This window comes from Pseudomonas graminis (genome assembly GCF_900111735.1).
Lineage (GTDB): Bacteria > Pseudomonadota > Gammaproteobacteria > Pseudomonadales > Pseudomonadaceae > Aquipseudomonas > Aquipseudomonas graminis.
Map to the genome: position 1 here is coordinate 15902 of NZ_FOHW01000044.1, position 26086 is coordinate 41987.

A 26086-nucleotide genomic window follows, 5' to 3' on the forward strand; every position below is an offset into this window, starting at 1 on the left:
AAGATGATCAAACGCAATCTGCTGGTAATGGGACTCGCGGTTCTGCTGAGCGCCTGCGGTTTCCAGCTGCGCGGCACTGGCACCAATGCCCTGTCGATCAAGGAACTGGACGTGAGCGCGCGCGACGCCTACGGCGACGTTGTCACCCAGCTGCGTCAGACCCTGACCAACAGCGGCGTGCACGTCTACACCGGTGCGCAGTACAAGCTGTTCATCGCCCGTGAAGACGAGACTCAACGCACCGCCAGCTACGCAGGTTCCGGCCGCTCCGCCGAATACGAGCTGACCACCGTGCTCAAGTACGAAATCCACGGCAGTAAAGACGTTCTGCTGCTCGACGACTCCGTTCAGTCGCAGAAGATCTTCGTCCATGACGGCAACAACCTGATCGGTTCTGACCAGGAAGCCGATCAGATCCGCAAGGAAATGCGCACTGACCTCGTGCAGAAAGTGCTGGCACGTCTGCAGCAGCTGACACCTCAGCGCCTTGACGAGATGCAGGCCAAAGCCGACGCCGCCGCCCGCGCCCAGGCGGATGCCGAAGCCGCGGCTCAGCGCATTCGCGACGAGACGCCACAGCAGTCGCCTATCGAAATCCCGTCCAAGTGACGGCATCGGGGCCGGTTCGCCGGCCCTGATCTTTTCTGACCCATGAAACTCGCCCCCGCCCAGCTTTCCAAACACCTGCAAGGCACCCTTGTGCCCGTCTACATCGTCAGCGGCGATGACCCGCTGCAGTGTCAGGAGGCGTGCGACGCCATCCGCGCGGCTGCGCGCCAGCAAGGCTATGACGAACGCCAGGTGTTCAGCGCCGATTCGAGCTTCGACTGGGGCACCCTGCTTATGGCGGGCGCGAGCATGTCGCTGTTTGCCGAGCGCAGGCTGCTGGAGTTGCGCCTGCCGTCCGGCAAACCCGGCGACAAAGGCGCCGCCGCGCTGCTGGAATACTGCGGCCGTCCTGCTGAAGACACGCTGCTGTTGATCAGCCTGCCCAAGCTCGACGGCTCGGCACAGAAGACCAAATGGGGCAAGGCGCTGGTCGAGGGCCCGCAGACCCAGTTCGTGCAGATCTGGCCGGTGGACGCCAGCCAGCTGCCGCAATGGATTCGTCAGCGGCTGTCGCAGGCTGGCCTGGCGGCAACGCCAGATGCCATCGAGCTGATTGCCGCGCGGGTGGAAGGCAACTTGCTGGCCGCTGCGCAGGAAATCGAAAAGCTCAAGCTGATGGCCGAAGAAGGCCAGATCACCGTCGAGACCGTGCAGGCGGCGGTGGCCGACAGCGCGCGCTTCGATGTTTTCGGTCTGACTGACGCCATCCTCAATGGCGAAGCGGCCCACGCGCTGCGAATGCTGGAAGGCCTGCGCGGCGAAGGCGTTGAGCCTCCGGTCATTCTCTGGGCGCTGTCCCGCGAACTGCGTGTGCTGGCCAATCTGGCGTTGCAGTTCAGTCAGGGCATCCCGCTGGACAAAGCCTTCAGCCAGGCTCGCCCGCCCATCTGGGACAAGCGCAAACCGCTGATGAGCAAAGCCCTGCAACGCCACTCCGCGCGACGCTGGGGCCAGCTGTTGATGGACGCGCAACACATCGACGCGCAGATCAAAGGCCAGGCCCAAGGCTCGGTCTGGAGCAGCCTGAGTCGCCTGACGCTGCTGATGGCGGGACAACGGCTGGCATTGCCGGCGGAATAATCTGTAACGTTTCGATAGCTCAGGTTAATTGGACAGCGGCGCCGAACTGGCAGAATATTCCCCGCTGCTGCACCCCACCACTTGAGCGAGAACGCCATGAGCAAAGCCAAAAAGCGGCCGAACAAGGCCAAATCCATCATCGCCCAGCCACTGTTCCGCAGCCGTCAGGAACAACCCGGCAAGGGCAAAGGCAGCTACCGCCGCGAAGCCTTCCAGTCTAAAAGCTGGGAGGCTTCTTCCGTTATGGCGGCTTGAAAACTTCAGGTTACTGACTGACGCCCCACCAACAGGGCCGGCATGTTAAGGTCTGCACCTTCCGGTTTAGCCCTGTGGACCCCAGAATGCCCCCAAGCTTTCCCCGTCACTGGCACCTTCGCCAGTTGATCGCCGCCTCCAGCCTCTTTGCGCTGGTTGCCTGTGCCGAGCAGCCTACCGCTGCCGTTGCCACTCCGCTCCAGGCCACACCCGCGGCGCAAGTCGTCAAGAGTTTGCCCACGCCTTCAGGCGCTGTTGCGCAGCCTGACGACGGCAACTTTGAAATCCAGCCTGCGATGAGTTTCAGCGAATGGCAGAGCCAGTTCCGGGCTCTGGCGCTGAACGCGGGTGTGCGCCCCGAGGTGTTCGATAACGCGTTTGCCGGCGTCACGCCGGACATGAGCGTGGTCAAGGCCGATCGCAGCCAGCCGGAATTCAGCCGCCCGGTTTGGGAATACCTGGACGGCGCCATGTCGGCGGTACGCGTGCGCAAGGGGCAGGCTCTGCTCAACCAGTACGCCGATGCGCTGAGCGCCATCGAGCAGCGTTATGGCGTCGATCGCCAGGCACTGGTCGCCGTATGGGGGATGGAAAGCAGCTTCGGCCAGTTCCAGGGGACTCAGTCAGTGATTCGCTCGCTGGCGACGCTGGCCTACGAGGGACGCCGACCACAGTTCGCCCAGGATCAGTTGATCGCCGCCCTGCAGATCATTCAGCACGGCGATATCGATGCGCCGAGCATGTTGGGCTCGTGGGCCGGCGCAATGGGTCAGACTCAGTTCATACCGACAACCTACAACACCCATGCGGTGGATTTTGACGGCGACGGTCGCCGTGATATCTGGAACTCCCCCACCGATGCCCTCGCCTCCACCGCCCATTACCTGCAAAGCTCCGGCTGGCAGAAAGGCCAGCCGTGGGGCTTCGAAGTGCAACTGGCTCAGGGTTTCGATTACGCGCTGGCGGACGCCTCAGCCCGCAAATCCATCGTTGAATGGCAACAGCTGGGGCTGAAGCTGCCGAACGGTTCTGCGCTGCCAGCCAATTTGCAGCAACAGCAGGCGGCGTTGCTGCTGCCCGCTGGCTACAAAGGCCCGGCCTTTCTGGTGATGGATAACTTCCGCGCCATTCTGAAGTACAACAACTCGTCGTCCTATGCGATGGCGATCGGCTTGCTGTCCGAGCGATTCAATGGCGGCGGTTATGTGCAGGGCAGCTGGCCACGTGGCGATCGTCCGCTGAGCCGCACCGAGCGTATCGAGTTGCAGACGCTGCTTTCGGCCCGACAGTACGACGCAGGCGCCCCTGACGGGATCATCGGCGCCAACACGCGTAAGGCGATTCGCAGCGCACAGCAATCCTTTGGCTGGCCGGCGGACGGGTATCCGACCCAGGAATTGCTGGAGCAACTGCGCAAGCCGTAACTGTTCAGCCAGCATCCGCAGGCGAGCGCACCACCTGTATGAGCTGCCGGAGGTTACGACGGTGGCGAACGCGGTAGGTCAGACGACATAAGTTCGTCGGGGCAACCGGGTTCGCCAGCAAGCCGGCTCGTCGGAATGCGTTTGCGGTTATGGCGATGCATGTTGGCCACACCGCCGTGAACGTCACGCAAAAAAACGGGCCGGATATTTCTATCCGGCCCGTTTTGCTTTGCGCATCTACAGCGTTGTGATCAACCCGCCGTGAGCAGCGACTTGACCAGCTTGGCTTGTTCGTCTGCGTGATACGACGAGCGAACCAGCGGGCCTGAGGCGACGTTCTTGAAGCCCATCTTGTAGCCTTCTTCGGCGAACCAGTCGAAGACGTCCGGGTGCACGAAGCGCTGAACCGGCAGGTGGTTACGGGACGGTTGCAGGTACTGACCCAGGGTCAGCATGTCGATGTTGTGCTCGCGCATGCGCTGCATGACTTCGATGACTTCTTCATCCGTCTCGCCCAGGCCCAACATCAGCCCGGATTTGGTCGGCACGTGGGGGACCATTTCCTTGAAACGCTTGAGCAAGGTCAGCGACCACTGGTAATCCGAACCCGGGCGCGCAGCCTTGTACAGGCGCGGCACGGTTTCCAGGTTGTGGTTGAAGACGTCTGGCGGCGTTGCGGCGGTGATTTCCAGCGCGATGTCCATGCGGCCACGGTAATCCGGCACCAGGGTCTCCAGCTGCACGTTTGGCGACAGCAGGCGGATCTCGCGGATGCAGTCGGCAAAGTGCTGAGCACCGCCGTCGCGCAGGTCGTCGCGGTCAACGGAGGTGATCACGACGTACTTGAGTTTCAGGTCAGCGATGGCAACGGCGAGGTTCTTCGGCTCATCGGTGTCCAGCGCTTTCGGACGGCCATGGCCGACGTCGCAGAACGGGCAGCGACGGGTGCAGATGTCGCCCATGATCATGAAGGTCGCTGTGCCACCGGAGAAGCACTCACCCAGGTTCGGGCAAGACGCCTCTTCGCACACGCTGTGCAGCTTGTGCTTGCGCAGCAGTGCTTTGATGCGGTCGACTTCCGGCGAAACCGGTATGCGCACGCGAATCCAGTCTGGCTTCTTCGGCAGATCGACCGTCGGAATGATCTTCACCGGGATGCGCGCGACTTTTTCCGCGCCGCGCAGCTTCACGCCGGCTTCCACTTTCGGACGAGCCACACGCTCAGGCGTGGCCACGCTTACTGTCGGGATCAGGGTCTGTACGGCATTCTCTGTATTCAAGACAGTGTCAGCTGCCTCATACGCAGTAGTCATATCAATCCATTCCGCCCGTTAGGGTCGTCTGCTCAGCGTAGTCGAGGTGGTTGACGAGCTGCGCACGCAGCCGGGCACTAACCTCGGCAAATTCAATCGGACCTGCCTGTTCGCGCAGCTGGGTCATCGCCAGCCCCGCATACCCGCAGGGATTAATCCGTTTAAAAGGGTCCAGATCCATATCGACGTTCAACGCAAGGCCGTGAAACGAACAGCCGTTGCGGATGCGCAGCCCCAGTGAGGCGATCTTGGCGCCATCGACGTAAACCCCCGGTGCGTCAGCCTTGGCTGCGGCGCTTACACCGTAACCGGTCAGCAGATCGATCAGGCTGTGCTCGATCCGGGTGACCAGCTCGCGGACGCCAAAGCCCAGACGGCGCACGTCCAGCAGCAAATAAGCGACCAGTTGGCCGGGGCCATGATAAGTCACTTGGCCGCCGCGATCGACCTGTACCACCGGGATATCCCCCGGCAGCAACAAATGCTCGGGCTTGCCGGACTGACCCTGGGTGAACACGGGCGGATGCTGCACAAGCCAGACCTCATCGGCGGTGTCGCGGTCGCGACCGTCGGTGAAGCGTTTCATGGCCTGCCAGGTGGGCTCGTAGTCGGTCAGACCGAGTTCACGAAAGCCCAGAACCGGACCCATCACAGCACCATATGCACGAAGCCGGTGGCCCGCAATTCGCTGTTGATGTCGTAAAGCTGGTCTTGACCGGTGGCGATGATGTGCAGCTGAACGGTGGTGTATTTGCCGTTGCTGCTCTGGCGCTCGGCCAGAGTCTTCATGTCGACGGTGGCGTGCTTCTCGAGAATCTCGATGACTCTGTCTTTGAAGCCCACACCCGTGTCGCCGATGATCTTGATGGGATAGTCGGCGCAGGGAAATTCGATTTTTGGTGCTTTTACTTCGGTATCTGTCATGGCAGTAACGGCCTCGTAAGCCGGAAAACGGACAGGCCCCCGGCGCGGTCAGCGACGGGGGCGTACGGAGCAACGGTCAGCTTTTGATCAATCGTTGATCAGTTGAACAGACCGTAGAAGAACAAGCGGATGCTATCCCACAGGCGGCGGAAGATACCACCCTCGTCGACGGCGTCCAGAGCGATCAGGTTGGCGCTGTGCACGACCTTGTCGTCCAGTTTGACTTCAACCTTGCCGATGACGTCGCCTTTGGCGATCGGCGCAACCAGCTGTGGATTCATGGTCATGCTGGCCGCCAGCTTCTTCAGCTCGCCTTTTGGCATGGTCATGGTCAGGTCTTCAGCCAGACCGGCTTTGACTTGACGCTCTGTGCCTTTCCAGACTGGGGCCTGAGCCAGCTCGGTGCCCTTCTGATAGAAGGTCTGGGTTTCGAAGAAGCGGAAACCGTAGGTCAGCAGCTTCTGGGTTTCGGCAGCACGAGCTTGCTCGCTGTTGGTACCGAAGACCACAGCAATCAGACGCATGCCATCACGAACGGCCGAGGACACCATGCAGTAGCCGGCTTCTTCGGTGTGACCGGTTTTCAGACCGTCGACGGTCTTGTCACGCCACAGCAGCAGGTTGCGGTTTGGCTGTTTGATGCCGTTCCAGAAGAACTCTTTCTGCGAGTAGATCGCGTAGTGCGCCGGGTCTTCATGGATGATCGCGCGCGCCAGCAGGGCCATGTCATGGGCCGTGGCGTAGTGATCAGGGTTCGGCAGGCCGGTCGGGTTCATGAAGTGGCTGTTGACCATGCCCAGATCGGCAGCGGTCTTGTTCATCAGGTCGGCGAAGGCGTCTTCGCTGCCGGCGATGTGCTCGGAAAGCGCAACGCTGGCGTCGTTACCCGACTGAATGATGATGCCGTGCAGCAGGTCGCTGACGGTGACCTGGCTGCCCACCTTGATGAACATCCGCGAACCGCCGGTGCGCCAGGCGTTTTCGCTGACGGTCACAGGGTCGTTTTCGCCGATCTGGCCACGACGGATTTCCAGCGTGGCGATGTAGGCGGTCATCAGCTTGGTCAGACTGGCCGGCGGCAGGCGCTGGTCGCCATTGTTTTCGACCAGAACGTTTCCGCTGTTGGCGTCCATCAGCACATAAGCCTTGGCAGCCAGTTGCGGTGGCGATGGCGTCATCTGTTCGACCGCAAACACGGCAGGCGTGGTAAATAGCGGGATTAGCAGGCAAAGGCGTTTTGCAAAGCTGGTGATGTTCATCCGTCTCTCGAAAATGCTAATGGGCAAACATGCCCTTGCGGGCAAAGCGGGTGCCGGGCTACCCCGGCAAACGGGCTCACATTCTACAGAACGTGCCGTGAAAAGCTGCTGACAACGACAAACCCGGCTGGCAGGTCGTCGGTCAGGCCGCGAAAACCGCCTCCGTTACCGGGGCGGGTATCGCTGATAAAGCCTATGGAAGCGTTACTGGTCCGACGTGACGACGCTTGGCGAGCCGAGATTGGCCGACCTTACGCTGTTCTGCAGTTGCTGGGCTTCACCCGGCGTGTCGACCGGTCCCATCCGCACGCGATAGAGCGTCTGTTGATTGCGTGCGATCGAACTCACGAACACCGGCGCGCGGACCATCCCGCTCAATTTCGACCTCAGGAGTTCCGCAGCGTCCGGGTTGGCGAAGGCTCCCACTTGGAGAAACAGCCCAGACGCTTGTCCGGAAGCGTTTTTTTTTGCGTCGATTGGCACGGGCGTGACCGGAGCGGCATGTTGCTGCGGCGGCGGCGTCCATTGCTCAATCGTGCCGGCTGACGCGGTAATCACCGGCGCCGCTGGCTGCTGAGGCGGTGGATTGCTGCTCGCCACCTGCGGCTGATCCAGCATCAGTGGTGCCGGTTTGCCGCGCTGCGCCCAGTACTGCGAAGGGTCGATGCCTTCGACTTTTACCCGCGCCGTGCCGTTTTCGGCATAGCCAAGCTTCTTCGCCGCAGCGTAGGACAGGTCAATGATGCGGTCGGAATAGAACGGACCGCGATCGTTGACCCGCAGGATCACCGTGCGGTTGTTGTCCAGGTTGGTCACGCGAACATAGCTGGGCAGCGGCAGGGTCTTGTGCGCCGCGCTCATGCCATACAGGTCATAGACTTCGCCGTTGGCGGTGTTCTGGCCGTGGAATTTGGTGCCGTACCACGACGCCGTTCCCGTCTGGGAATAGGTCCTGGAATCGCTGAGCGGGAAATACGTCTTGCCCAGCACCGTATACGGGTTGGCCTTGTACGGGCCGGTATGCAGGGTCGGAATGGCGTCGGGGATGCGCGAAACGTCAACGTCCCACCAGGGCGCGCCGTCTTTGTGCGCCCTGTTGATGTCCAGCCCCGGCTGCGAACGGATGACGTTGCCCTGCTGGCGCTGCGTCGTTGTCGTCGGGCGGCTGGTTGAGCAGCTGACGATCAGCAAAGTCAGCGCCGTGAAGGCCATCAGTTTCAATGGTTGTTGCATCGGCATTGACCGCATTACTTGATGTCCCGGGCTTGAACAAGCATTTCGGACAGCTGATGCACGGCCATGGCGTACATCACGCTGCGGTTGTATCGCGTGATTGCGTAAAAATTCTTCAGACCCATCCAGTACTCAGGGCCTTTGTCGCCATCGAGGCGAAACGCGGTGACAGGCATGTCGTCGCGCAGCGCATCATGACTCGCCCAGCCCAACGCTCGCAACTCCCCAACGTTCTTCACCGGATCAATGCCGGGGCTCAAGCCTTCGTCGACGCGGTCACCGCGCACGTCCGCGCGACTGACAACCGGCTCACCGGCCACCCAGCCGTGGCGCTTGAAGTAGCTGGCAACACTGCCAATCGCGTCGTCCGGGTCGTTCCAGATATTGATGTGGCCATCGCCGTCGAAATCCACTGCATAAGCGCGAAAACTGCTCGGCATGAACTGAGGCAAACCCATTGCTCCGGCGTACGAGCCCTTGAGCGTCAGCGGATCGACCTGCTGTTCGCGGGATAGCAGCAAGAACTCGCGCAGCTCCTTGCGGAAGAAGTCGGCGCGCTGGGGATAGTCGAACGCCAGCGTCGACAATGCGTCCATCACCCGGTAATTGCCGGTGTTGCGACCGAAAAACGTCTCGACGCCGATAATCGAAACGATCACCTGAGCCGGCACGCCATACTCTTTCTCGGCGCGCGCCAGGGAGGCCTCGTGCTGACGCCAGAAGTCGACGCCCCGGGCAACGCGCGCGTCGGTGAGGAACATCGGGCGATAGTCTTTCCACGGCTTGACGCGTTCGGCGGGCCTGGAAATGGCATCGAGGATCGCCTGCTTGCGCTGCACATCGCGGAAAACATCGATCAGTTGCTCGCCCGCAAAACCATAATCGCGGGTCATTTCGCTGACGAACTGGGCGACTTGAGGAGAGCCGTCATAGTCACCGGCAAGTGATTCCTGCACTGAGCCGAAGATGCCCATCAGACCGACCAGCGGCGCATATCGAGCAGCCCAGCCACGCACTACTTGCATTGAGTTCTTCACCTTAATCAAACCTGAGCGATCCACTTGCGATGTGTATGGACCGACATCAAAACACCAAACGCTGACAGCAGCGTCACCAGCGAAGTTCCGCCGTAGCTAATGAAGGGCAACGGCACGCCTACAACCGGCAGCAGACCGCTGACCATACCGATATTGACGAAAACGTAAACAAAAAAGGTCATGGTCAGGCTGCCCGCGAGCAGCTTGCCGTAGAGGGTCTGCGCCTGAGCGGTGATCACCAGCCCGCGGCCGATCAGCAACAGGTAGATCAGCAGCAGGGCGCAAATCCCCACCAGACCGAATTCTTCGCCCAGTACCGCAATGATGAAGTCGGTGTGGCTTTCAGGGAGGAAGTCCAGGTGCGACTGGGTGCCCATCAGCCAGCCTTTGCCGAACACGCCGCCCGAACCGATCGCCGCCTTGGACTGAATGATGTTCCAGCCGGTGCCGAGGGGATCGCTCTCCGGGTCGAGGAACGTCAGGATCCGCTGCTTCTGGTAGTCGTGCATGAAGAAGAACCACATGCCGACCGCCACCGGGACCGCTGCCGCCACCACGCTGATGATCCAGCGCCAGCGCAGGCCGGCCATGAACAGCACGAAGGTGCCGGAGGCCAGAATCAGCAGCGAGGTGCCGAGGTCGGGCTGACGCACGATCAGAATGAACGGCAGGCCGATCAGGCCGAGACTCACCGCAACGTGCTTGAGGTGCGGCGGCAGCGTGCGCTTGGACAGGTACCAGGCGATGGTCGCCGGCATGATGATCTTCATGAACTCAGAGGGCTGAAAACGGATGACCCCGGGAATGTTGATCCAGCGCGTCGCACCCATGGCGTTGTGGCCCATGACGTCCACCGCCACCAGCAGCAGAACGCCGATCACGTAGGCGGCGGGCACCCAGCGGGCCATGAATCGGGGCTCGAGTTGCGCGATGACGAACATCGACACCAGGCCGATGCCGAAGGAGGTCGCTTGCTTGATCAGCAGGTCCCAGCTCTTGCCGCTGGCCGAATACAGCACGAACAGGCTGCCCGCCGCCAACGTCAGCAGCAGGATCAGCAGCGGGCCATCGACGTGGATCTTCTGCAGAAACGTGGCGCGACGGCGCATCACATCTTCGCTGGACAGGATGCGGTCGAAATTACTCTTCACGGGCCGCGTTCTCCGGAGGCTGTGCATTGCTGGCGTATTCGGGTTTCAGATGGCCCTGGGGATCAAGCAACCAGGCGTCCATCACCTGCCGCACCACCGGCGCGGCAACGCCCGACCCCGACTCACCGTTTTCGATCATCACCGCGACGACGATCTTCGGGCTGTCGGCCGGCGCGAAGCCGACGAACAAGGCGTGGTCGCGGTGACGCTCCTGGACTTTCGAGCGGTCGTATTTCTCGCCCTGCCGAATGGCCACGACCTGGGCCGTGCCACTCTTGCCGGCGATGCGGTACTGCGCACCGATCGCGGCTTTGCGCGCGGTGCCGCGAGCGCCGTGCATCACTTGCTGCATGCCGTGGTTGACCTTGGCCCAGTCCGACGGGTCACGAAGGACGATGTCCGGCATCGGGTTGTTGTCCACCGGCTTCTGCCCTTCGACGGTCCTGGCCAGGTGCGGACGGTTCCATTTGCCTTTGTTCGCCACCAGCGCGGTAGCCTGGGCCAACTGCAGCGGAGTGGCCTGCATGTAGCCCTGGCCGATCCCGAGAATGAGTGTTTCGCCCGGGAACCACGCCTGCCGCCGGGTGACGCGCTTCCAGTCACGGGACGGCATCAGGCCGGGGGATTCTTCAAACATGTCCAGCGAGACTTTCTGGCCGATGCCGAACTTGTTCAGGTACGCCGACAGCCGATCGATCCCGACCTTGTGGGCCAGATCGTAAAAGTAGGTGTCGTTGGAGCGCATGATCGCCGTGTCCAGATCCACCCAGCCGTCGCCGGTGCGGTTCCAGTTGCGGTATTTGTGGTCGTAGTTCGGCAGCATGTAGTAGCCGGGGTCGAATACCCGCGTGCTGGCCGTGATCACGCCGGTATCGAGACCGGCAATCGCCACCGCTGGCTTGATGGTCGAACCCGGTGGGTACAGGCCCCGCAGAATGCGGTTGAACAGCGGGCGGTCGACCGAATCGCGCAATTCGGAGTACGCCTTGAAGCTGATGCCGGTGACGAACAGGTTGGGGTCGAAGCTCGGCTGGCTAACCATCGCCAGCACTTCTCCCGTGCTTGGGTCCAGCGCCACCACCGCACCGCGACGCCCTGCCAGCGCGGCTTCGGCGGCTTCCTGCAACTGGATGTCGAGGCTCAGGACGATGTCCTTGCCGGGCACAGGATCGGTTCTTTTCAGCACGCGCAAGACGCGGCCCCGGGCATTGGTTTCGACTTCTTCGTAACCGACCTGACCGTGCAGCTCGGGCTCATAGAAGCGCTCGATGCCGGTTTTGCCCATGTGATGGGTGCCGCTGTAATTCACCGGATCGAGGCTTTTCAGCTCTTTCTCGTTGATCCGGCCCATGTAACCCACCGAATGAGCGAAATGCTCGCCCTGCGGATAGTGGCGAACCAGTTGCGCGACCACTTCAACGCCCGGCAAACGGAACTGATTGACGGCGATGCGGGCAATTTGCTCTTCGGTCAGCTCAAACAGAATGGGCACCGGCTCGAACGGCCGCCGCCCCTGTTTCATGCGTTTTTCGAAGATGATCCGGTCATCCGGCGTCAGTTCAAGCACCTGAACGATGGTGTCCAGCACTTGCGTCCAGTCACCGGAACGTTCACGGGTCATGCTCAGGCTGAAGCTGGGCCGGTTGTCGGCAATTACCACGCCGTTACGGTCGTAGATCAGCCCGCGACTCGGCGGGATCGGCTGCACGTGAACGCGATTGTTCTCGGACAGCGTCGAGTGGTACTCGTACTGGATGACCTGCAGGAAATATAGCCGCGCGATCAGCACGCAGATCAGCACGACAACCGCGACTGCACCGACCACGACTCGGCTGCGCACCAGGCGTGCGTCCTTTTCGTGGTCTTTCAGGCGAATCGGCTGAGACATTTAGGGCAGGTTCACAGTGAAGGCAGCAGCGCTACTTGTGATAAGGGTGACCGGACAGCACGGTCCAGGCACGATAAATCTGCTCACCGATGAGAATGCGCACCAGCGGGTGCGGCAACGTCAGCGGCGACAACGACCAACGCTGCTCGGCCCGGGCACAGACTTCCGGCGCCAGCCCTTCCGGGCCGCCGACCATCAGGTTGACCGTGCGCGAATCCAGACGCCAGCGATCAAGCTCGCCCGCCAGTTGCTCGGTGCTCCATGGCTTGCCATGCACTTCAAGCGTGACGATCCGCTCACCCGGCTGCACCTTCGCCAGCATGGCCTCGCCTTCCTGACGGATGAGGCGTGCCACGTCGGCGTTCTTGCCACGGGTGTTGAGCGGAATTTCCACCAGTTCCAGCGCCAGTTCGGGTGGCAGACGCTTGGCGTACTCATGCCAACCCTCTTCCACCCACTTGGGCATGCGGGAACCGACAGCGATCAGACGCAGACGCACAACGAAGCCTTAGGCCTGGTCTTTGTTCAGCTTGTCGAAATGCTCGTGAGCGTTTTCCGGGCTGTGGTGTGCAGCGCTGGCCGAACGGCTCTGCTCGGCACCGGCCCACAGACGCTCAAGGTCGTAAAACTGGCGAGCGGAGGCAGTCATCATGTGGACAATGGCGATGTCCAGGTCCAGCAGCACCCAGTCGCTGTCGCCCTTGCCTTCTTCACCCAGCGGCTTGAGGCCCTGCTTTTTGACTTCTTCGCGGACCTTGTCGAGCATCGCGTTGATCTGGCGGTTGGAGGTACCGGTCGCGATGACCATGTAGTCCGTGATGCTCTGCTTGTCACGGACGTCCAGCACCTGGATATCCTGGGCCTTGACGTCTTCCAGGGCAGCCCTGATCACTTCGATGATTGGATTTACAGCGCGTTTGTCAGTCATAAAAAACTCTTTCAACTCGTATGTTTGGGCGTTTCTTCGCGCACTTGGCTGCGTAGCAACACACCTTCAGTTCGACGCACGGTAAAGCCCGTGCGTATCGATATAGGCCAGTACCGCGTCTGGCACCAGAAAACGTACCGACTTACCGCTGGCCAGCAGTTGACGGATCTGGGTGGCAGACACCGAAAGCGGCGTCTGCCAGACGAACGTAATCTTTCCGCCGGGCCCCTTGAGGGCCTTTGGATCACTGACGGCACGTCCCGCGAGCAGATTTCGCATCGCATCCGGGGACTCGCTGTCGGCGTCCGGGCGTTGCAGCACCACGATATGGCAGTGCTCCAGCAACTCTTCCCACCGATGCCAGGAAGGCAGCCCGCAAAAGGCGTCCCAACCCAGCAATAAAAATAGCTGATCATCGGCGGCCAGTTCAGCGCGCATCGATTCCAACGTGTCGATCGTGTACGACGGCTTGTCGCGCAGCAACTCACGATCATCCACCGTCAGCGGCGGCACCCTGGCGACTGCGCACTGGACCATCGCCAGACGGTCCTGCGCCGAGACACTTGGCGTGTCGCGATGAGGCGGTCGGGCGCTGGGCGTCAAACGCAGCTCATCAAGTTTCAGCAGCTCGGCTACCTCCAGTGCGCCACGCAAGTGGCCAATGTGCACCGGGTCGAACGTGCCGCCGAGTATGCCGATGCGCTGGGGCACCCGTGCAGTGTTCAGCGGAACAACAATCGGATCGGCCACTGCCTGGGCGCCGCTCACTGAAGCCTGACCGACGTCGGCCAAGTCAGACCGGCCCCTGCCCGCGCAATTGTGTGCCATCGCCGACGACGATGTATTTCTCGCAGGTCAGGCCCTCGAGCCCCACGGGACCACGCGCGTGAATCTTGTCGGTCGAAATGCCGATTTCCGCACCCAGGCCGTATTCGAACCCATCGGCAAAACAGGTGGGCGCGTTGACCATCACCGAGCTCGAGTCGACTTCAGCCATGAAGCGGCGAGTCTGGGCTTGGGAGTCGGAGATGATGGCATCGCTGTGATGCGAGCCGTAGTAATTGATGTGCTCAATAGCCTGGTCCAGACCGGTGACGATGCGGATCGACAGGATCGGCGCAAGGTACTCGGTGTGCCAGTCTTCTTCGGTCGCGGGCAAGACATCGATCAGGTCGCGGGTGCGCTCACAGCCGCGCAGTTCGACGCCTTTTTCGCGGAACCGGGCGGCCATTGGCGGCAGGAAGTCTGCGGCGATGGTTTGATCGACCAACAGGGTTTCCATCGCGCCGCAGATGCCATACCGGTAGGTCTTGGCGTTGAAGCTGATGTGCTGAGCCGCGACCAGGTCGGCATGGGCGCTGACATAGACGTGGCAGATGCCGTCCAGGTGTTTGATGACCGGGACTTTGGCGTCGCGGCTGACGCGCTCGATCAAACCTTTGCCTCCACGCGGGACGATGACGTCCACGTACTCCGGCATGGTGATCAGCGCGCCAACGGCGGCACGGTCGGTGGTTTCGACGACTTGTACGACGGCGGCCGGCAAACCTGCGTCATCGAGGCCGCGCTGGATGCAGGCGGCGATGGCGCGGTTGGAGTGTATGGCTTCGGAGCCACCACGCAGGATGGTGGCGTTACCGGACTTGAGGCAGAGGCTGGCGGCGTCGATGGTTACGTTGGGGCGCGATTCGTAGATGATGCCGACGACGCCCAGTGGCACGCGCATTTTGCCGACTTGTATGCCGGAGGGCTGGAAGTTCATGTCGCGCAGGGTGCCGATGGGGTCTGGCAGGCTGGCGACCTGGCGCAGGCCGGCGATCATGCTGTCGATGCGGGCCGGGGTCAGGGAGAGGCGTTCGAGCAGAGCGGGTTCGAGTCCATTGGCGCGGCCGGCAGCGAGGTCTTGTTCGTTGGCGGCGGTCAGTTCGGCACGGGAAGCGTCCAGCGCGGCAGCGGTGGCTGCGAGGGCGCGGTTCTTCTGTGCGGTGCTGGCACGACCGATCACGCGGGAGGCTTCGCGGGCGGCGCGACCCAGGCGGGTCATGTAGTCAAGAACGGACTCAGTCATTGGTCTCGGGGGTCTTGGCAAATGGGAAAGCGGCGGATTATAGCTGTCGGGCGTGCTGAACGACAGCGGCGACAGGCGGATGGTCGGAATAAGGCCGTTTTGTTGTTCTCAAGGCGGAACGGCGGTAGTGCAACCGAGGGTATATCCGTTATCTCCCGCGTCACGAATTATGGTTCCGCCCTTACGGCGGGTCACTTTTGGCAAGAGCGCCCCAAAAGTAACCAAAAACGCTTTGCTCCTGGTTTGGCCCCTCGTGCCTCGGGGTTCCTTCACTCCGGTCTCGCTCCGTGGGCCCGCGCCGAACGGACATCCATGTCCTGACGGCGCTCTCGCGGCATCCATGCCGCTCGGCCCACTCCGCGACACCTGCGTTCAGCCTGCACCCAAGTCGCGTTTGGCGGTGTGTGGACGCTTTGTGTACGGAGATCAAGATCAAAAGCGCGTTTAGGCAGATCAAGAGCTTCCCGGCTAAAGCCGGTCCCACTATGGGAACACGGTGCTTTAGTGGGACCGGCTTTAGCCGGGAAGGCGCACGTGTGGGCAATGAGATTGTTGATCTGCTCCCCGTTGGTAGGGGACTGATTTATTTACAACGCTTCACCGTAAATTAATCTGTCCCCGGCTTCGCGCCCACCCTCACCCATTCAGCTCCAATTAAGGCCGATGTTGATATGATCGCGGTCCATTCTCTGACTGCCTTTGTTTATGCCCGCCCAATCACCTCGCGCCCTGCCGGACAGTTTTTTTCATCGCGACGCTCAGACGCTTGCCCGGGAGTTGCTCGGCAAGGTCATTCGTCACAAGGTCGACGGGTTGTGGTTGTCGGCGCGGATTATTGAGACGGAGGCGTATTACGTCGCCGAGAAAGGCAGTCATGCGTCCCTCGGCTACACGGAAAAACGGAAGGCTTTGTTTCTGGAAGGCGGGCACATTTATATGTATTACGCCCGTGGCGGTGACTCGTTGAACTTCAGTGCGGAGGGTCCGGGCAATGCCGTGTTGATCAAATCGGCTTACCCCTGGGTCGACGGCGTGTCCGATGAGAACGCCCTCGCCCGCATGCTGCTCAACAATCCCGGTGCCAGCGGAAACGTACGCACGCCAGAACGGCTGTGTGCCGGGCAGACGTTGCTGTGCAAGGCGCTGGGCCTGAAAGTGCCGATGTGGGACGCCAGGCGTTTCGATGAAGAGCAACTCTTCGTCGAGGACGTGGGTCAGCGCCCGCCGCGAATTATTCAAACGACGCGCCTGGGTATCCCCACCGGTCGCGACGAGCACCTGATGTACCGGTTTGTTGATGCCAGCTATGCCCGCTTCTGCACACGGAACCCTCTCAGACGCGGGCAAGTCGAAGGCCGCGACTATATTTTCATCGAGCAAGGAAACTGAACCCATGGGCGCGTGGCTCGACAGCATCACTTCCTGGCTAAGCGCCAACCCTTCCTGGCTCGGCGCGGCGATTTTTATCGTCGCGTTCATCGAGTGCCTGGCCATCGCCGGCATTGTCGTACCCGGCACGGTTGTGCTGTTCGCGATCGCTGCACTGGCCGGCAGCGGCGTGCTGCCGTTGAGCGAAGCGCTGTTGCTGGGCTTTCTGGGCGGCATCCTGGGCGACCTGGTGTCGTACTTCCTCGGCCGGCGCTTCCATCAGAGGATTCGTCAATTGCCCGGCCTGCGCAATCACCCGGAGTGGATCGGCGGCGCCGAGACCTACTTTCAGCGCTACGGCATCGCCAGCCTGTTGGTCGGGCGCTTCATCGGTCCGCTGCGACCGATGCTGCCGATGGTGGCCGGGATGTGCGACATGCCGTTCGTGCGCTTTGCCGGTGTCAGCCTGATCGCAGCCGCCGGCTGGTCGGTGGCCTACATTCTGCCGGGCTGGGCGACCGGTGCTGCCATCCGCCTGCCCCTGCCGGAAAATTTCTGGCCCCAGGCCGCCGTGGTAGGCGGCGGGCTGGCGATTCTGCTGGGCATCAGCATCCAGAGCAGCCTTAGGCAGAAACCCTACGCGACCAAGGTTATCGCCCTGACGTGTTTCATCCTGCTGGGCAGTGTGTTTTTGGGCTGGCCGTACCTGGCCGATTTCGATCAGGGCATCATGACCGTAGTGCAGGCCAGCCGAAGCGCTGCGGCCGAGAACTTCGTAGTGATGATCACGGGCCTGGGGGATTTCCGCACGCAGTTCTGCGCCGCGGCCCTGCTGGCCGTTCTGCTGATCGTCACGCGAAAATGGCGCCATGCGATCTTCGTGATCGGCACCACCCTTGGCGCGGCGCTGATCAATCAGAGCATGAAATACACCTTCGCACGGGCACGCCCTGAGGTACTGACGGAGGCCCTCGGGACTTACAGCATGCCGAGCGGGCATGCCTCGGCCTCGTTTGCGCTGTTCATGTCGCTGGCGGTGCTTGCCGGGCGCGGTCAGCCGGTGCGGCTGCGTCTGACCTGGCTGCTGCTGGGCGGGATTCCGGCGCTGGCGATCGCCATGTCACGGGTGTACCTGGGCGTGCATTGGCCGACGGATGTCACTGCCGGGATGCTGCTGGCGTTTTTCACCTGTGCCGCGAGCCTGGCGTTCGTGCAGAACAAAAAGCCGCTGGAGGCGCTGCCGATCAAGGTGTGGTGGCTGGTGCTGCCGGCGATGGTGGCGCTGTTTGGCGGGTTCGGGCTGCACTCGTTCCCGCACGGTTTGATCCGCTATCAGTACTAAAGTGTCAGGCGTTGAAGCGCGGCCTGCAGGACAACCGTTAGCACGTCGCTGGACTGAGACAGCGACGTGGGCCGCTCCGTCAGTCCTGCATGTCGCCCTGCATCTCGTCGAGCAGGTCCTGAATCGCGTCGAGCCGTTCCTCGGCGTCTTCGATCTCCAGCAGCTCGACTTTGTCTTCTTCCGCGAACGGCAACAGGTAGGCCAGTTGATTGGCCAGCGAGTGCTGACCGCTGGCGGTGAGGCCCATGTTCAACGCGGCGACCATCGGGTGTTCGGCCAGCGCGGCGAGTAACGCGACCAGGTCGTCGTCTTCTTCTTGCAGCGGTTGCTCCTGAGGATCGTCCAGCCACTCGACCTCGCCGACCAGCAGGTTGTCGCGCTGGGTGCTGTAGTCCTTCACCCGAAAGCGTCGGGCACCCACAACCCGAATGCCGAGCAGGCCGTTGTCCTGCTTCTGGAAATCGGTGACCCGCGCTTCGCAGCCAATCATCGAGAAACCGTCCGGTACGTCGCCCGTCTCACTGCCTTCAGTGATGCAGACCACGCCAAAGCCTTCGCCCTGCTTCATGCAGCGGCTAATCATGTCGAGGTAGCGCGCCTCGAAGAGCTGCAGATCGAGCACGCACCCCGGGAACAGCACGGCGTTCAGTGGAAACAGTGGCAGTGGAAACAACGGCAACGACATAAACCCATCCTCAAGCAACCAGAGACACCGCCAACGGCAGGAACAAGGCCGTGGCGACACCCATCAAACTCATTGCCAGCGCCGCGAAGGCGCCGCATTCCTCACTTTCCTGCAGGGCCGCCGACGTACCCACCGCGTGAGCCGTCAGCCCAAGGGCCATGCCTCGGGCTTCCGGGCTATTTACCCGCGCCAGGGTCAGCAAGCCGGGGCCGAATATGCCGCCGATCACGCCGGTTATCAACACAAACACCGCCGCCAGCGCCGCCACACCGCCAATCTGCTCGGCGACGAGCATGGCGATCGGCGAGGTTACAGACTTGGGCGCCATGGTCATCAGGATCATGTGATTAGCGCCAAGCATCCAGCCCAGCGCGACGCACAGCCCGGTGGCCAGCACGCCGCCCACCACCAGCGTAGTCAATACCGGCCAGAACAGTTGCCGGATGCGCCGCAGATTCAAATATAGCGGCACGGCCAACGCAACCGTGGCGGGCCCGAGCAGAATGCTGAGGATTTCGGTGCTTTTGCGGTACTCGACGTAGGACAGTCCGCAGCTCACCAAGACGCCAATCACCACCAGCATCGAAATGAGCACTGGTTGCAAAAACACCCAACGGGTTTTCTCGTAGCCTGCGAGCACCAGTTGATAAGCGCCCAAGGTAATGGCGATGCCAAACAAGGGGTGATGGATCACGGACATCCAGGCGCCGTGCCAGTCCAGACTCATGATGGCTCCCGGCGACTGGCCTGACGGTCGATGAGTTTCTGCATCAGCCAGCCGGCGAAGGTCAGCGAGACCATCAGGGAAATCAACAGCGAGCCGACGATTGCCCAGAAGTCTTCGGCGATCTGGTCGGCATACACCATCACACCCACGGCGGGCGGCACCAGCAGCAACGGCAGGTAGCGCAGCAGACTGCTGGCGGCCAGGCTGATGGGTTCGCTGACTTCGCCCCGGGTCATCAGGTAGATCATCAACAGCACGAGCCCGATGATCGGGCCGGGCAGGATCGACAGAAACAGGTGATTGAGCGCGGTTCCGATCAGTTGGAACAGCACCAGCCAGGTCAGGCCTCTTAGCAACATAGAAAACTCCAGCAGATTCGCGGCGACATTATAGACACGCCACCCGCGCTGCCTATGGGGTGGTATTCGCCAGTTGAGGGCACGTTGACCCACGCAGTGCGGCGTGCTGATCTGCAATGCCAAGCAATAACAGCGCCGACGCCACCTCGTCGACTGCGGTTCAAACTGTAGGAGTGAGCTTGCTCGCGATCTGACGCGAAGCGGCAGCAAACCTGCGAGCGCGGTGTGTCAGGGGGCCTGCCCGTGAAGATCCCGCGCGAAAACAATAACTGGCAAGGAGAGTAGCGATGCCCCACGTACCCGTTGCAGAACTCAAACGCTATGAAGGCAAGGACCTGGGATGCTCCGACTGGCTGACCATCGATCAGGCGCGCATCAATCTGTTCGCCGAGGCCACCGGCGACTTTCAGTTCATCCACGTCGATCCGGTCAAAGCAGCGCAAACCCCGTTCGGTTCGACCATCGCCCACGGGTTTCTGTCGCTTTCGCTGATGCCCAAGCTGATGGAGTCTTTGATGGTCGTGCCCGAAGGCATGCAGATGGCGATCAACTATGGCCTGGACAGCGTGCGATTCATTCAGCCGGTGAAAGTGAATTCGCGCGTTCGTCTAAAAGTCACTCTGGCTGAAGTGACCGAAAAGAAGCCCGGCCAATGGCTGCTCAAAGCCACTGCAACGCTTGAAATCGAAGGCCTGGACAAGCCTGCGTTCGTTGCTGAACCGCTTTCGCTGTGCTTCGTGTAACCCCCGCCGCACCTCCGTTAACCCTCCCGAAACATGAAACAGTCGTAACAGACTGTTTCATGAGCGTTCCTCGCTGCGGCATACTCGCTGCGGCTGTGTGAGCGACTCGATACACGTACGCGATCAGATCACGCCGAAACATCTTATTTTCGGGATTTACCATGCGCGCGTTTGCTCCTTTGGCCCTGACCTTCCTTCTTACCGCTTGCGGCGACGGCGAATCGCTGCTGCCCCCGGACGCTCGCCTGCCCGACGGTGGACGCTATCGCGGCGACGTGATCAATGGCGTGCTGCAGGGCAAAGGCCGTATCGATTACCCCAATGGCAGCTGGTACGCCGGGGAATTCAAGAGTGGGCAATGGAACGGTCAGGGCGAGTGGCACGCCAGCAACGGTGACGTGTACCGCGGTGGCTTTCAGGACGGGCTTTTCCATGGCCAGGGCTCGCTGACGACCAGCGCCGGCAGTTACGTCGGCGGCTACAAGCTGGGGCGGCGCGACGGCGAAGGCACGCTGAAAGAGCACGGCATGAGTTATCGCGGCGAGTTCAAGGCCGATCTGTATGACGGCGCCGGGCATCTGGAACTGGACGACGGCAGCCAATATCAAGGCCAGTTCGCCCACGGCAAACCCAACGGCGAAGGCCAGCGCAACGACTCGGCGGGCAACCAGTTCAGCGGCAAGTTCGTCGACGGCCAGCTTGAAGGTACGGGCAATTTCAACAGCGCCGATGGCGATCAGTACGTTGGCGGCTTCCATAACAACCAGCTCAATGGTCGCGGTCGCTACGAAAACGCCGATGGCGATGTCTGGTCGGGGCAGTTCAAGGATGGTGCGTTTACCGGCAAGGGCGAGCTGATTGGCTCCGACGGCACGCGCTATCAAGGGGACTTCAAGAACTGGCGCTTCGCAGGCTCAGGCAGCCTGAAGCTCCCGGACGGCAGCGTGTACATCGGCCAGTTCGAGAACGACAACTATCACGGCAGCGGCGTGCTGACCACGGCGGACGGCGAAGTCCAGAGCGGCACCTGGTCCAACGGCCAGCGCGTGCGCGACGCCGCCGGCAAACTGCTGCCGGATCCGCTGGAAATGGGCTTGCTCGCCCAGGGCGCCCTGGTCGAGAAGGCGCTCGCCGCCGTGCCCGCCTCCACGCCGGCCATCGAGCTGTACAGCCTCGTCGTGGGTGGCGATGGCAAGCAGAGCGTTTTCCTGCGCGAGGCCGATTACGTCAACAAGCTGCTCGCGACGCGCTTCGGTGCGTTCGGGCAGATCACGCTGGTCAACCATCGCGACCACATGGCCGATCGACCGCTGGCCACGCGCGAGACCATCAGCCGCGCCGTGCAGACGCTGGCCAAGCGCAGCGGCCCGGAAGATTTGATCTTTATTTATCTCACCAGCCACGGCACCCATGAACACGAGTTGGTGCTGGATCAGCCGCGTCTGGAGCTGTCCGACCTGCCCGCCAACGAGATGGCCGGCGTGCTCGCACCGCTGAAAAATCGCGACAAGGTGGTGGTGATTTCCGCGTGCTATTCGGGCGGTTTCATCCCGGCGATCAAGGACGAGCGGACAATGGTGATTACGGCCTCGCGTGAGGACCGGGTGTCTTTTGGCTGTTCTGAAGAGGCTGATTTCACCTACTTCGGCGAGGCGCTGTTCGGCAAGGCGCTGGTGGAAACCGATGATCTGGTGCAAGCGTTCAATGAGGCGAAAGACATCGTCGCCCAGCGCGAGACGGACGAAAGCTTCGAAGCCTCCGAGCCGCAGATGTGGGCGCCTAAAGGCGTGGTCAACCATTGGCGGCAGCTGCGCAAGAGTCAGGCGGAGCGGGCATTGAATACGGTGCGGCGCTGAGTGCCGCCGTTGACGCGGAACCTCTGGGAGCCGGCTTACTGGCAAACGCATTCGTTCAGGCGCTGCAAGGTTGAATGCTCGATCGGGTTCGCCAGCAAGCCGGCTCCTACGCAGTGATGCACCCTCAAATGCGGGATGCGCCAAGATTTCATGTGTTTTTGTGAAACCCTCCCGCTGCGCCCGCAGTCTGTTCCGGTACAGCGCCTATGCTTGTGGCGTATCAAGGGAGAAAGATCATGTACTTGACGCCTCAGCACATTTTGCTTGCCGGAGCTACCGGATTGACTGGCGAGCACTTGCTCGACCGCCTGCTTAACGAACCCACTGTCACCCGCCTTCTCGCCCCCAGCCGTCGTCCTCTGGCTGAACATCCACGCCTGGAAAACCCGGTCGGCGAGCTTCAAAACCTGCTGCCCGCGCTGGAAGGCCCCGTTGATATCGCTTTCTGCTGCCTCGGCACCACGATCAAGCAGGCCGGTTCCCAGGAAGCGTTCCGGGCCGTGGACTTCGACCTGGTCGTGGCGTTCGGCAAACGTGCCCGCGAGTTGGGGGCGCGTCATTTGCTGGTGATCAGCGCCGTAAACGCCGACCCGCAATCGAGCATCTTTTACAGCCGCGTGAAAGGCGAGATGGAAGAAGCGCTGAAGCTTCAGGGCTGGCCGCAACTGACCATCGCCCAGCCGTCGCTATTGATTGGAGAGCGGCAGGATCAACGGTTTGTGGAACAGTTGGCCGCGCCTCTCGCCAAGCTGATCCCCGGCAAATACGGCGGCATCGAAGCCTGCAACCTCGCCCGCGCGCTATGGCGCCTGGCGCTGGAAGAGCAGGACGGCGTGCGGGTGGTTGAGTCGGATGATTTGCGGCGGTTGGGGAAGTGACTGAGCGCTGCTCAAGCTGACAGCAAAAACTGTGTAGGAGTGAGCTTGCTCGCGAATGCGTTCTGGCAGTCACCCTTATAGGGCCAGTCATGTCGCAATCGCGAGCAAGCTCACTCCTACATGGAATGCGTTCGGCCCCGACACCGCGCCACACTGTGGGAGTGAGCTTGCTCGCGAATGCGTTCTGACAGTCACCCTCACAGGGCCAGTCATGTCGCAATCGCGAGCAAGCTCACTCCTACAGGGATCGCATTACATTCCGCCTGTAGCCTGAAACCCCACACCCAGCGCCGTCAGAATCGACAACGGCAGCAGCAGCGTGTCGAGCAGCGCGCTGCCGGGCAGGTCGAGCATCGGGTATTTCGGCGCCTCGGTGCCGAAGCGATCCTTCTCGCAGCAGCCGCCTTGTATCGCGTACAGATCCAGCCGAGTACCGGCGTACACGACTGGCGCGCCCGGCTGATTGGCGTCGAGGGTGCGCACGGTCGAGCAGCCCGTCGTCAGCAACAGGCCCAGGGCAATGACGACGAGCTTATTCATCGGCGCCAAAATGATGCTCGCCCCAACGCGGCAGCATGTCCTGCGGGACGTTGAGCAGATTAAGAATCCGCGCCACGACGAAATCCACCAGATCGTCGATCGTCTGCGGCTGGTGATAGAAACCGGGCGACGCCGGCAGAATCACCGCGCCCATGTTCGACAGCTTGAGCATGTTCTCCAGATGGATGCTGGAAAACGGCGCCTCGCGGGGCACCAGAATCAACTGCCGGCGCTCCTTCAACGTCACGTCTGCCGCACGCTCGATGAGGTTGTTGCAGGCGCCCGTGGCGATTGCCGACAAGGTGCCGGTCGAACACGGCACCACCACCATTGCGCTCGGCGAACCGGAACCGGACGCCACCGGCGACATCCAGTCTTCCTTGCCGTACACCCGAATCTGGCCCGCCGTCGCGCCGGTGTATTCGTTAAGGAAGGCCTGCATCATCTGCGGTTTGGGCGGCAGGTTGACGTCGGTCTCTGTGGCCATGACCAACTGCGCGGCCTTGGAGATGAGGAAATGCACTTCGCGGTCTTCGCGCACCAGACAGTCCAGCAGGCGCAGACCGTATTGCGCACCTGACGCGCCGGTCATTGCCAGGGTAATGCGTTCAGGGCCGCTCATTGCAGGGCCTCCGCGAGTTTGCCGTGCAGGCCGCCGAAACCGCCGTTGCTCATGATGACCACGTGGGTGCCGGGCTGGGCCTGACTTTTCACAAGGTCGATGATGCCGTCGAGGCTGTCGCACACCAACGATGGAATGGCGCACTGCGCAGCGGTTGCCGCCAGATCCCAACCCAGATTGGCCGGCGCATACCAGACCACCTGATCGGCCTGGACCACGCTTTCCGGCAGACCGTCGCGGTGGGCGCCGAGCTTCATGGAGTTGGAACGCGGCTCGACGATGGCAATGATCGGCGCATCGCCGACCTTTTTGCGCAGACCGTCCAGCGTGGTGGCGATGGCGGTCGGGTGATGGGCGAAGTCGTCATAAATCGTGATGCCGCGTACTTCCGCGACCTTTTCCATGCGCCGCTTCACGCTCTTGAACGCACTCAACGCGTCGACGCCCTGCTGCGGCACGACGCCAACGTGGCGGGCGGCGGCGAGGGTCGCCAAGGCATTCGCCACGTTGTGCTGGCCGGTCATGCCCCAGTCAACGACGCCTTGGACCGCACCTTCAAACAGCACTTCAAATTTTGAACCGTCTTCGCTAAGCAGGTTCGCCTGCCATTGGCCGCCCTCGCCCGTGGTTTGCACCGGCGTCCAGCAGCCCATTTGAATCACGCGCTCAAGGGCGGGCTCGGTGGTCGGGTGAATGACCAGGCCTTCGCTCGGGATGGTGCGCACGAGGTGGTGGAACTGACGCTCGATGGCCGGCAGATCCGGAAAGATGTCGGCGTGATCGAATTCCAGGTTGTTGAGGATGGCGGTGCGCGGGCCGTAATGGACGAACTTGGAGCGCTTGTCGAAGAAGGCGCTGTCGTATTCATCCGCCTCGACGACGAAGAACGGCGTATCGCCCAGGCGCGCCGAGACATCGAAGTTCTGAGGCACGCCGCCGATCAGGAAGCCCGGGGCCATGCCGGCGTGTTCCAGCACCCAGGCGAGCATGCTGCTGGTGGTGGTTTTGCCGTGGGTGCCTGCGACGGCCAGTACCCAGCGACCGCGAAGAACGTGATCGGCCAGCCATTGCGGGCCGGAAACGTAGGGCAGGCCCTTGTTCAGGACATACTCGACCGCCGGATTACCCCGCGACATGGCGTTGCCGACCACCACCAGATCTGGTGCCGGCTCAAGGTGCGAAGGGTCGTAACCCTGCATCAACTCAATGCCCTGCGCTTCGAGCTGCGTGCTCATCGGCGGGTAGACGTTGGCATCGGAGCCCGTGACTTTATGGCCCAGATCCTTGGCGAGCACCGCCAGCGAACCCATGAACGTGCCGCAGATACCCAGAATATGAATGTGCATGACCGACCTCTTAGAACATGGGCCGCAGGTTAGCGTACAAGGCGGTGGATGCGCACGGGGGAATTACCGAGAGCGAGTGAACGCCATGGTAGGACCGGCTTTAGCCGGGAAGGCGTCAGGCGTCACAGCGCAGGATTGATGGTGCAGTGGTCTAATTTCCCCGGACACCTCGATAAGTGGAAAATACATTTATCGAGGAGTTTTTCATGACCAGAAAACGCAACAGGTTTGATGACAGCTACAAACTGGAAGTCGTGAAGATGGTCAGGGATCAGGGCCTGACCGTTCCGCAGGTTTGCCAGGACCAGAATCTCGGTGAGACGGCCGTGCGACGGTGGATCCGCCAATACGACGCTGAACAGTTGGGCCAGGCCGGGATAGGAAACCCGCTGACGGCTGAGCAGCAGCGCATTCGGCAGCTGGAGCAGGAAAACCGGCAGCTCAAGACGGA

General features: G+C 61.7%; 28 protein-coding genes. 10 read left to right on the forward strand and 18 right to left on the reverse strand.

What is annotated here, in order from left to right; all coding sequences use genetic code 11:
• The first annotated feature begins 3 nt into the window (after nucleotides 1–3).
• The 4 genes from BMY98_RS23140 to BMY98_RS23155 all read left to right on the forward strand — a co-directional run bounded on the left by BMY98_RS23140 (nucleotide 4) and on the right by BMY98_RS23155 (nucleotide 3368).
• Nucleotides 4–609, forward strand: coding sequence for an LPS-assembly lipoprotein LptE (locus tag BMY98_RS23140; protein ID WP_074892706.1), 606 nt, complete (start codon nucleotides 4–6; stop codon nucleotides 607–609).
• Nucleotides 610–651: 42 nt separating this feature from the next.
• Nucleotides 652–1689 (forward strand): DNA polymerase III subunit delta, encoded by a 1038-nt coding sequence (gene holA, locus BMY98_RS23145; protein WP_074892707.1) that lies wholly within the window; start codon nucleotides 652–654, stop codon nucleotides 1687–1689.
• 96 nt (nucleotides 1690–1785) lie between these two features.
• Nucleotides 1786–1944, forward strand: coding sequence for an alternative ribosome rescue factor ArfA (gene arfA / locus BMY98_RS23150; RefSeq protein ID WP_037017982.1), 159 nt, complete (start codon nucleotides 1786–1788; stop codon nucleotides 1942–1944).
• Between the two features lie 86 nt (nucleotides 1945–2030).
• Nucleotides 2031–3368 (forward strand): lytic murein transglycosylase, encoded by a 1338-nt coding sequence (locus tag BMY98_RS23155; protein WP_074892708.1) that lies wholly within the window; start codon nucleotides 2031–2033, stop codon nucleotides 3366–3368.
• Nucleotides 3369–3619: 251 nt separating this feature from the next.
• Here BMY98_RS23155 and lipA read toward each other — a convergent pair whose 3' ends face one another.
• The 12 genes from lipA to BMY98_RS23215 all read right to left on the reverse strand — a co-directional run bounded on the left by lipA (nucleotide 3620) and on the right by BMY98_RS23215 (nucleotide 15169).
• Complete coding sequence (gene lipA / locus BMY98_RS23160) at nucleotides 3620–4603, reverse strand: lipoyl synthase (RefSeq protein ID WP_167355787.1); 984 nt, start codon at nucleotides 4601–4603, stop codon at nucleotides 3620–3622.
• Nucleotides 4604–4682: 79 nt separating this feature from the next.
• Nucleotides 4683–5330 (reverse strand): lipoyl(octanoyl) transferase LipB, encoded by a 648-nt coding sequence (gene lipB, locus BMY98_RS23165; protein WP_074892710.1) that lies wholly within the window; start codon nucleotides 5328–5330, stop codon nucleotides 4683–4685.
• Nucleotides 5330–5605 carry a DUF493 domain-containing protein gene (locus BMY98_RS23170; protein WP_074892711.1) on the reverse strand — a complete coding sequence of 92 codons (276 nt, stop codon included), beginning with the start codon at nucleotides 5603–5605 and terminating at the stop codon, nucleotides 5330–5332. The genes lipB and BMY98_RS23170 overlap by 1 nt, the downstream gene beginning before the upstream one ends.
• Before the next feature lie 98 nt (nucleotides 5606–5703).
• Nucleotides 5704–6864 (reverse strand): D-alanyl-D-alanine carboxypeptidase family protein, encoded by a 1161-nt coding sequence (locus BMY98_RS23175; protein WP_074892712.1) that lies wholly within the window; start codon nucleotides 6862–6864, stop codon nucleotides 5704–5706.
• A gap of 204 nt (nucleotides 6865–7068) precedes the next feature.
• Nucleotides 7069–8112, reverse strand: a complete 1044-nt coding sequence (locus tag BMY98_RS23180; RefSeq protein ID WP_074892713.1) for a septal ring lytic transglycosylase RlpA family protein — start codon at nucleotides 8110–8112, stop codon at nucleotides 7069–7071.
• The gene (gene mltB / locus BMY98_RS23185) at nucleotides 8112–9122 is read right to left on the reverse strand and encodes a lytic murein transglycosylase B (protein WP_074892714.1); all 1011 of its coding nucleotides are present in this window, start codon (nucleotides 9120–9122) and stop codon (nucleotides 8112–8114) included. Before mltB ends, BMY98_RS23180 begins: the two co-directional genes overlap by 1 nt.
• 17 nt (nucleotides 9123–9139) lie before the next feature.
• Nucleotides 9140–10243 carry a rod shape-determining protein RodA gene (gene rodA / locus BMY98_RS23190; RefSeq protein WP_065988478.1) on the reverse strand — a complete coding sequence of 368 codons (1104 nt, stop codon included), beginning with the start codon at nucleotides 10241–10243 and terminating at the stop codon, nucleotides 9140–9142.
• 31 nt (nucleotides 10244–10274) lie between these two features.
• The gene (mrdA, locus tag BMY98_RS23195) at nucleotides 10275–12173 is read right to left on the reverse strand and encodes a penicillin-binding protein 2 (protein WP_074892716.1); all 1899 of its coding nucleotides are present in this window, start codon (nucleotides 12171–12173) and stop codon (nucleotides 10275–10277) included.
• 31 nt (nucleotides 12174–12204) lie between these two features.
• Nucleotides 12205–12672 (reverse strand): 23S rRNA (pseudouridine(1915)-N(3))-methyltransferase RlmH, encoded by a 468-nt coding sequence (rlmH, locus tag BMY98_RS23200; protein ID WP_074892717.1) that lies wholly within the window; start codon nucleotides 12670–12672, stop codon nucleotides 12205–12207.
• A gap of 9 nt (nucleotides 12673–12681) precedes the next feature.
• Nucleotides 12682–13101, reverse strand: a complete 420-nt coding sequence (gene rsfS / locus BMY98_RS23205) for a ribosome silencing factor (RefSeq protein ID WP_065988378.1) — start codon at nucleotides 13099–13101, stop codon at nucleotides 12682–12684.
• A 66-nt stretch (nucleotides 13102–13167) separates the two neighbouring features.
• Entirely contained in the window at nucleotides 13168–13812 is a 645-nt protein-coding gene (gene nadD, locus BMY98_RS23210) for a nicotinate-nucleotide adenylyltransferase (protein ID WP_139214564.1), read from the reverse strand.
• A gap of 82 nt (nucleotides 13813–13894) precedes the next feature.
• Nucleotides 13895–15169, reverse strand: coding sequence for a glutamate-5-semialdehyde dehydrogenase (locus tag BMY98_RS23215; protein WP_074892719.1), 1275 nt, complete (start codon nucleotides 15167–15169; stop codon nucleotides 13895–13897).
• A 705-nt stretch (nucleotides 15170–15874) separates the two neighbouring features.
• On the opposite strand from BMY98_RS23215, the gene BMY98_RS23220 reads away from it, so the two are divergent.
• Together BMY98_RS23220 and BMY98_RS23225 are read left to right on the forward strand one after the other, a co-directional pair.
• Entirely contained in the window at nucleotides 15875–16558 is a 684-nt protein-coding gene (locus BMY98_RS23220; RefSeq protein ID WP_074892720.1) for a DNA-3-methyladenine glycosylase, read from the forward strand.
• Nucleotides 16559–16562: 4 nt separating this feature from the next.
• Entirely contained in the window at nucleotides 16563–17879 is a 1317-nt protein-coding gene (locus BMY98_RS23225) for a bifunctional DedA family/phosphatase PAP2 family protein (protein ID WP_074892721.1), read from the forward strand.
• A gap of 79 nt (nucleotides 17880–17958) precedes the next feature.
• Here the strand turns inward: BMY98_RS23225 and BMY98_RS23230 are convergent, their stop codons facing one another.
• From BMY98_RS23230 to BMY98_RS23240, 3 genes are read right to left on the reverse strand one after another with little or no spacing between them, the layout of a single operon-like run.
• Entirely contained in the window at nucleotides 17959–18564 is a 606-nt protein-coding gene (locus BMY98_RS23230) for an LON peptidase substrate-binding domain-containing protein (protein WP_074892722.1), read from the reverse strand.
• 10 nt (nucleotides 18565–18574) lie between these two features.
• Nucleotides 18575–19285 (reverse strand): LrgB family protein, encoded by a 711-nt coding sequence (locus tag BMY98_RS23235; protein WP_175514208.1) that lies wholly within the window; start codon nucleotides 19283–19285, stop codon nucleotides 18575–18577.
• A gap of 2 nt (nucleotides 19286–19287) precedes the next feature.
• Nucleotides 19288–19650, reverse strand: coding sequence for a CidA/LrgA family protein (locus BMY98_RS23240; RefSeq protein WP_074892724.1), 363 nt, complete (start codon nucleotides 19648–19650; stop codon nucleotides 19288–19290).
• A gap of 287 nt (nucleotides 19651–19937) precedes the next feature.
• On the opposite strand from BMY98_RS23240, the gene BMY98_RS23245 reads away from it, so the two are divergent.
• The 3 genes from BMY98_RS23245 (at nucleotide 19938) to BMY98_RS23255 (ending at nucleotide 23127) form a co-directional block, all read left to right on the forward strand.
• Nucleotides 19938–20393 (forward strand): MaoC family dehydratase, encoded by a 456-nt coding sequence (locus BMY98_RS23245; protein WP_074892725.1) that lies wholly within the window; start codon nucleotides 19938–19940, stop codon nucleotides 20391–20393.
• Between the two features lie 161 nt (nucleotides 20394–20554).
• Complete coding sequence (locus BMY98_RS23250; RefSeq protein ID WP_074892726.1) at nucleotides 20555–22249, forward strand: C13 family peptidase; 1695 nt, start codon at nucleotides 20555–20557, stop codon at nucleotides 22247–22249.
• 236 nt (nucleotides 22250–22485) lie between these two features.
• Nucleotides 22486–23127, forward strand: coding sequence for an oxidoreductase (locus BMY98_RS23255; protein ID WP_074892727.1), 642 nt, complete (start codon nucleotides 22486–22488; stop codon nucleotides 23125–23127).
• 252 nt (nucleotides 23128–23379) lie between these two features.
• Here the strand turns inward: BMY98_RS23255 and BMY98_RS23260 are convergent, their stop codons facing one another.
• Genes BMY98_RS23260 through mpl form a run of 3 tightly spaced genes read right to left on the reverse strand, consistent with a single transcriptional unit; the run spans nucleotide 23380 to nucleotide 25635 of the window.
• Nucleotides 23380–23667 (reverse strand): YceK/YidQ family lipoprotein, encoded by a 288-nt coding sequence (locus tag BMY98_RS23260; RefSeq protein WP_074892731.1) that lies wholly within the window; start codon nucleotides 23665–23667, stop codon nucleotides 23380–23382.
• Nucleotides 23660–24289, reverse strand: coding sequence for a flavin prenyltransferase UbiX (ubiX, locus tag BMY98_RS23265; protein ID WP_074892728.1), 630 nt, complete (start codon nucleotides 24287–24289; stop codon nucleotides 23660–23662). The genes BMY98_RS23260 and ubiX overlap by 8 nt, the downstream gene beginning before the upstream one ends.
• Nucleotides 24286–25635: a UDP-N-acetylmuramate:L-alanyl-gamma-D-glutamyl-meso-diaminopimelate ligase gene (gene mpl / locus BMY98_RS23270; protein WP_074892729.1), complete on the reverse strand. Its 1350-nt coding sequence runs from the start codon at nucleotides 25633–25635 to the stop codon at nucleotides 24286–24288. The genes ubiX and mpl overlap by 4 nt, the downstream gene beginning before the upstream one ends.
• A gap of 206 nt (nucleotides 25636–25841) precedes the next feature.
• Between mpl and BMY98_RS23275 the strand changes: the two genes are divergently transcribed.
• Nucleotides 25842–26086: transposase (locus BMY98_RS23275; protein WP_139214484.1), on the forward strand; the 245-nt coding region annotated here is incomplete at its 3' end.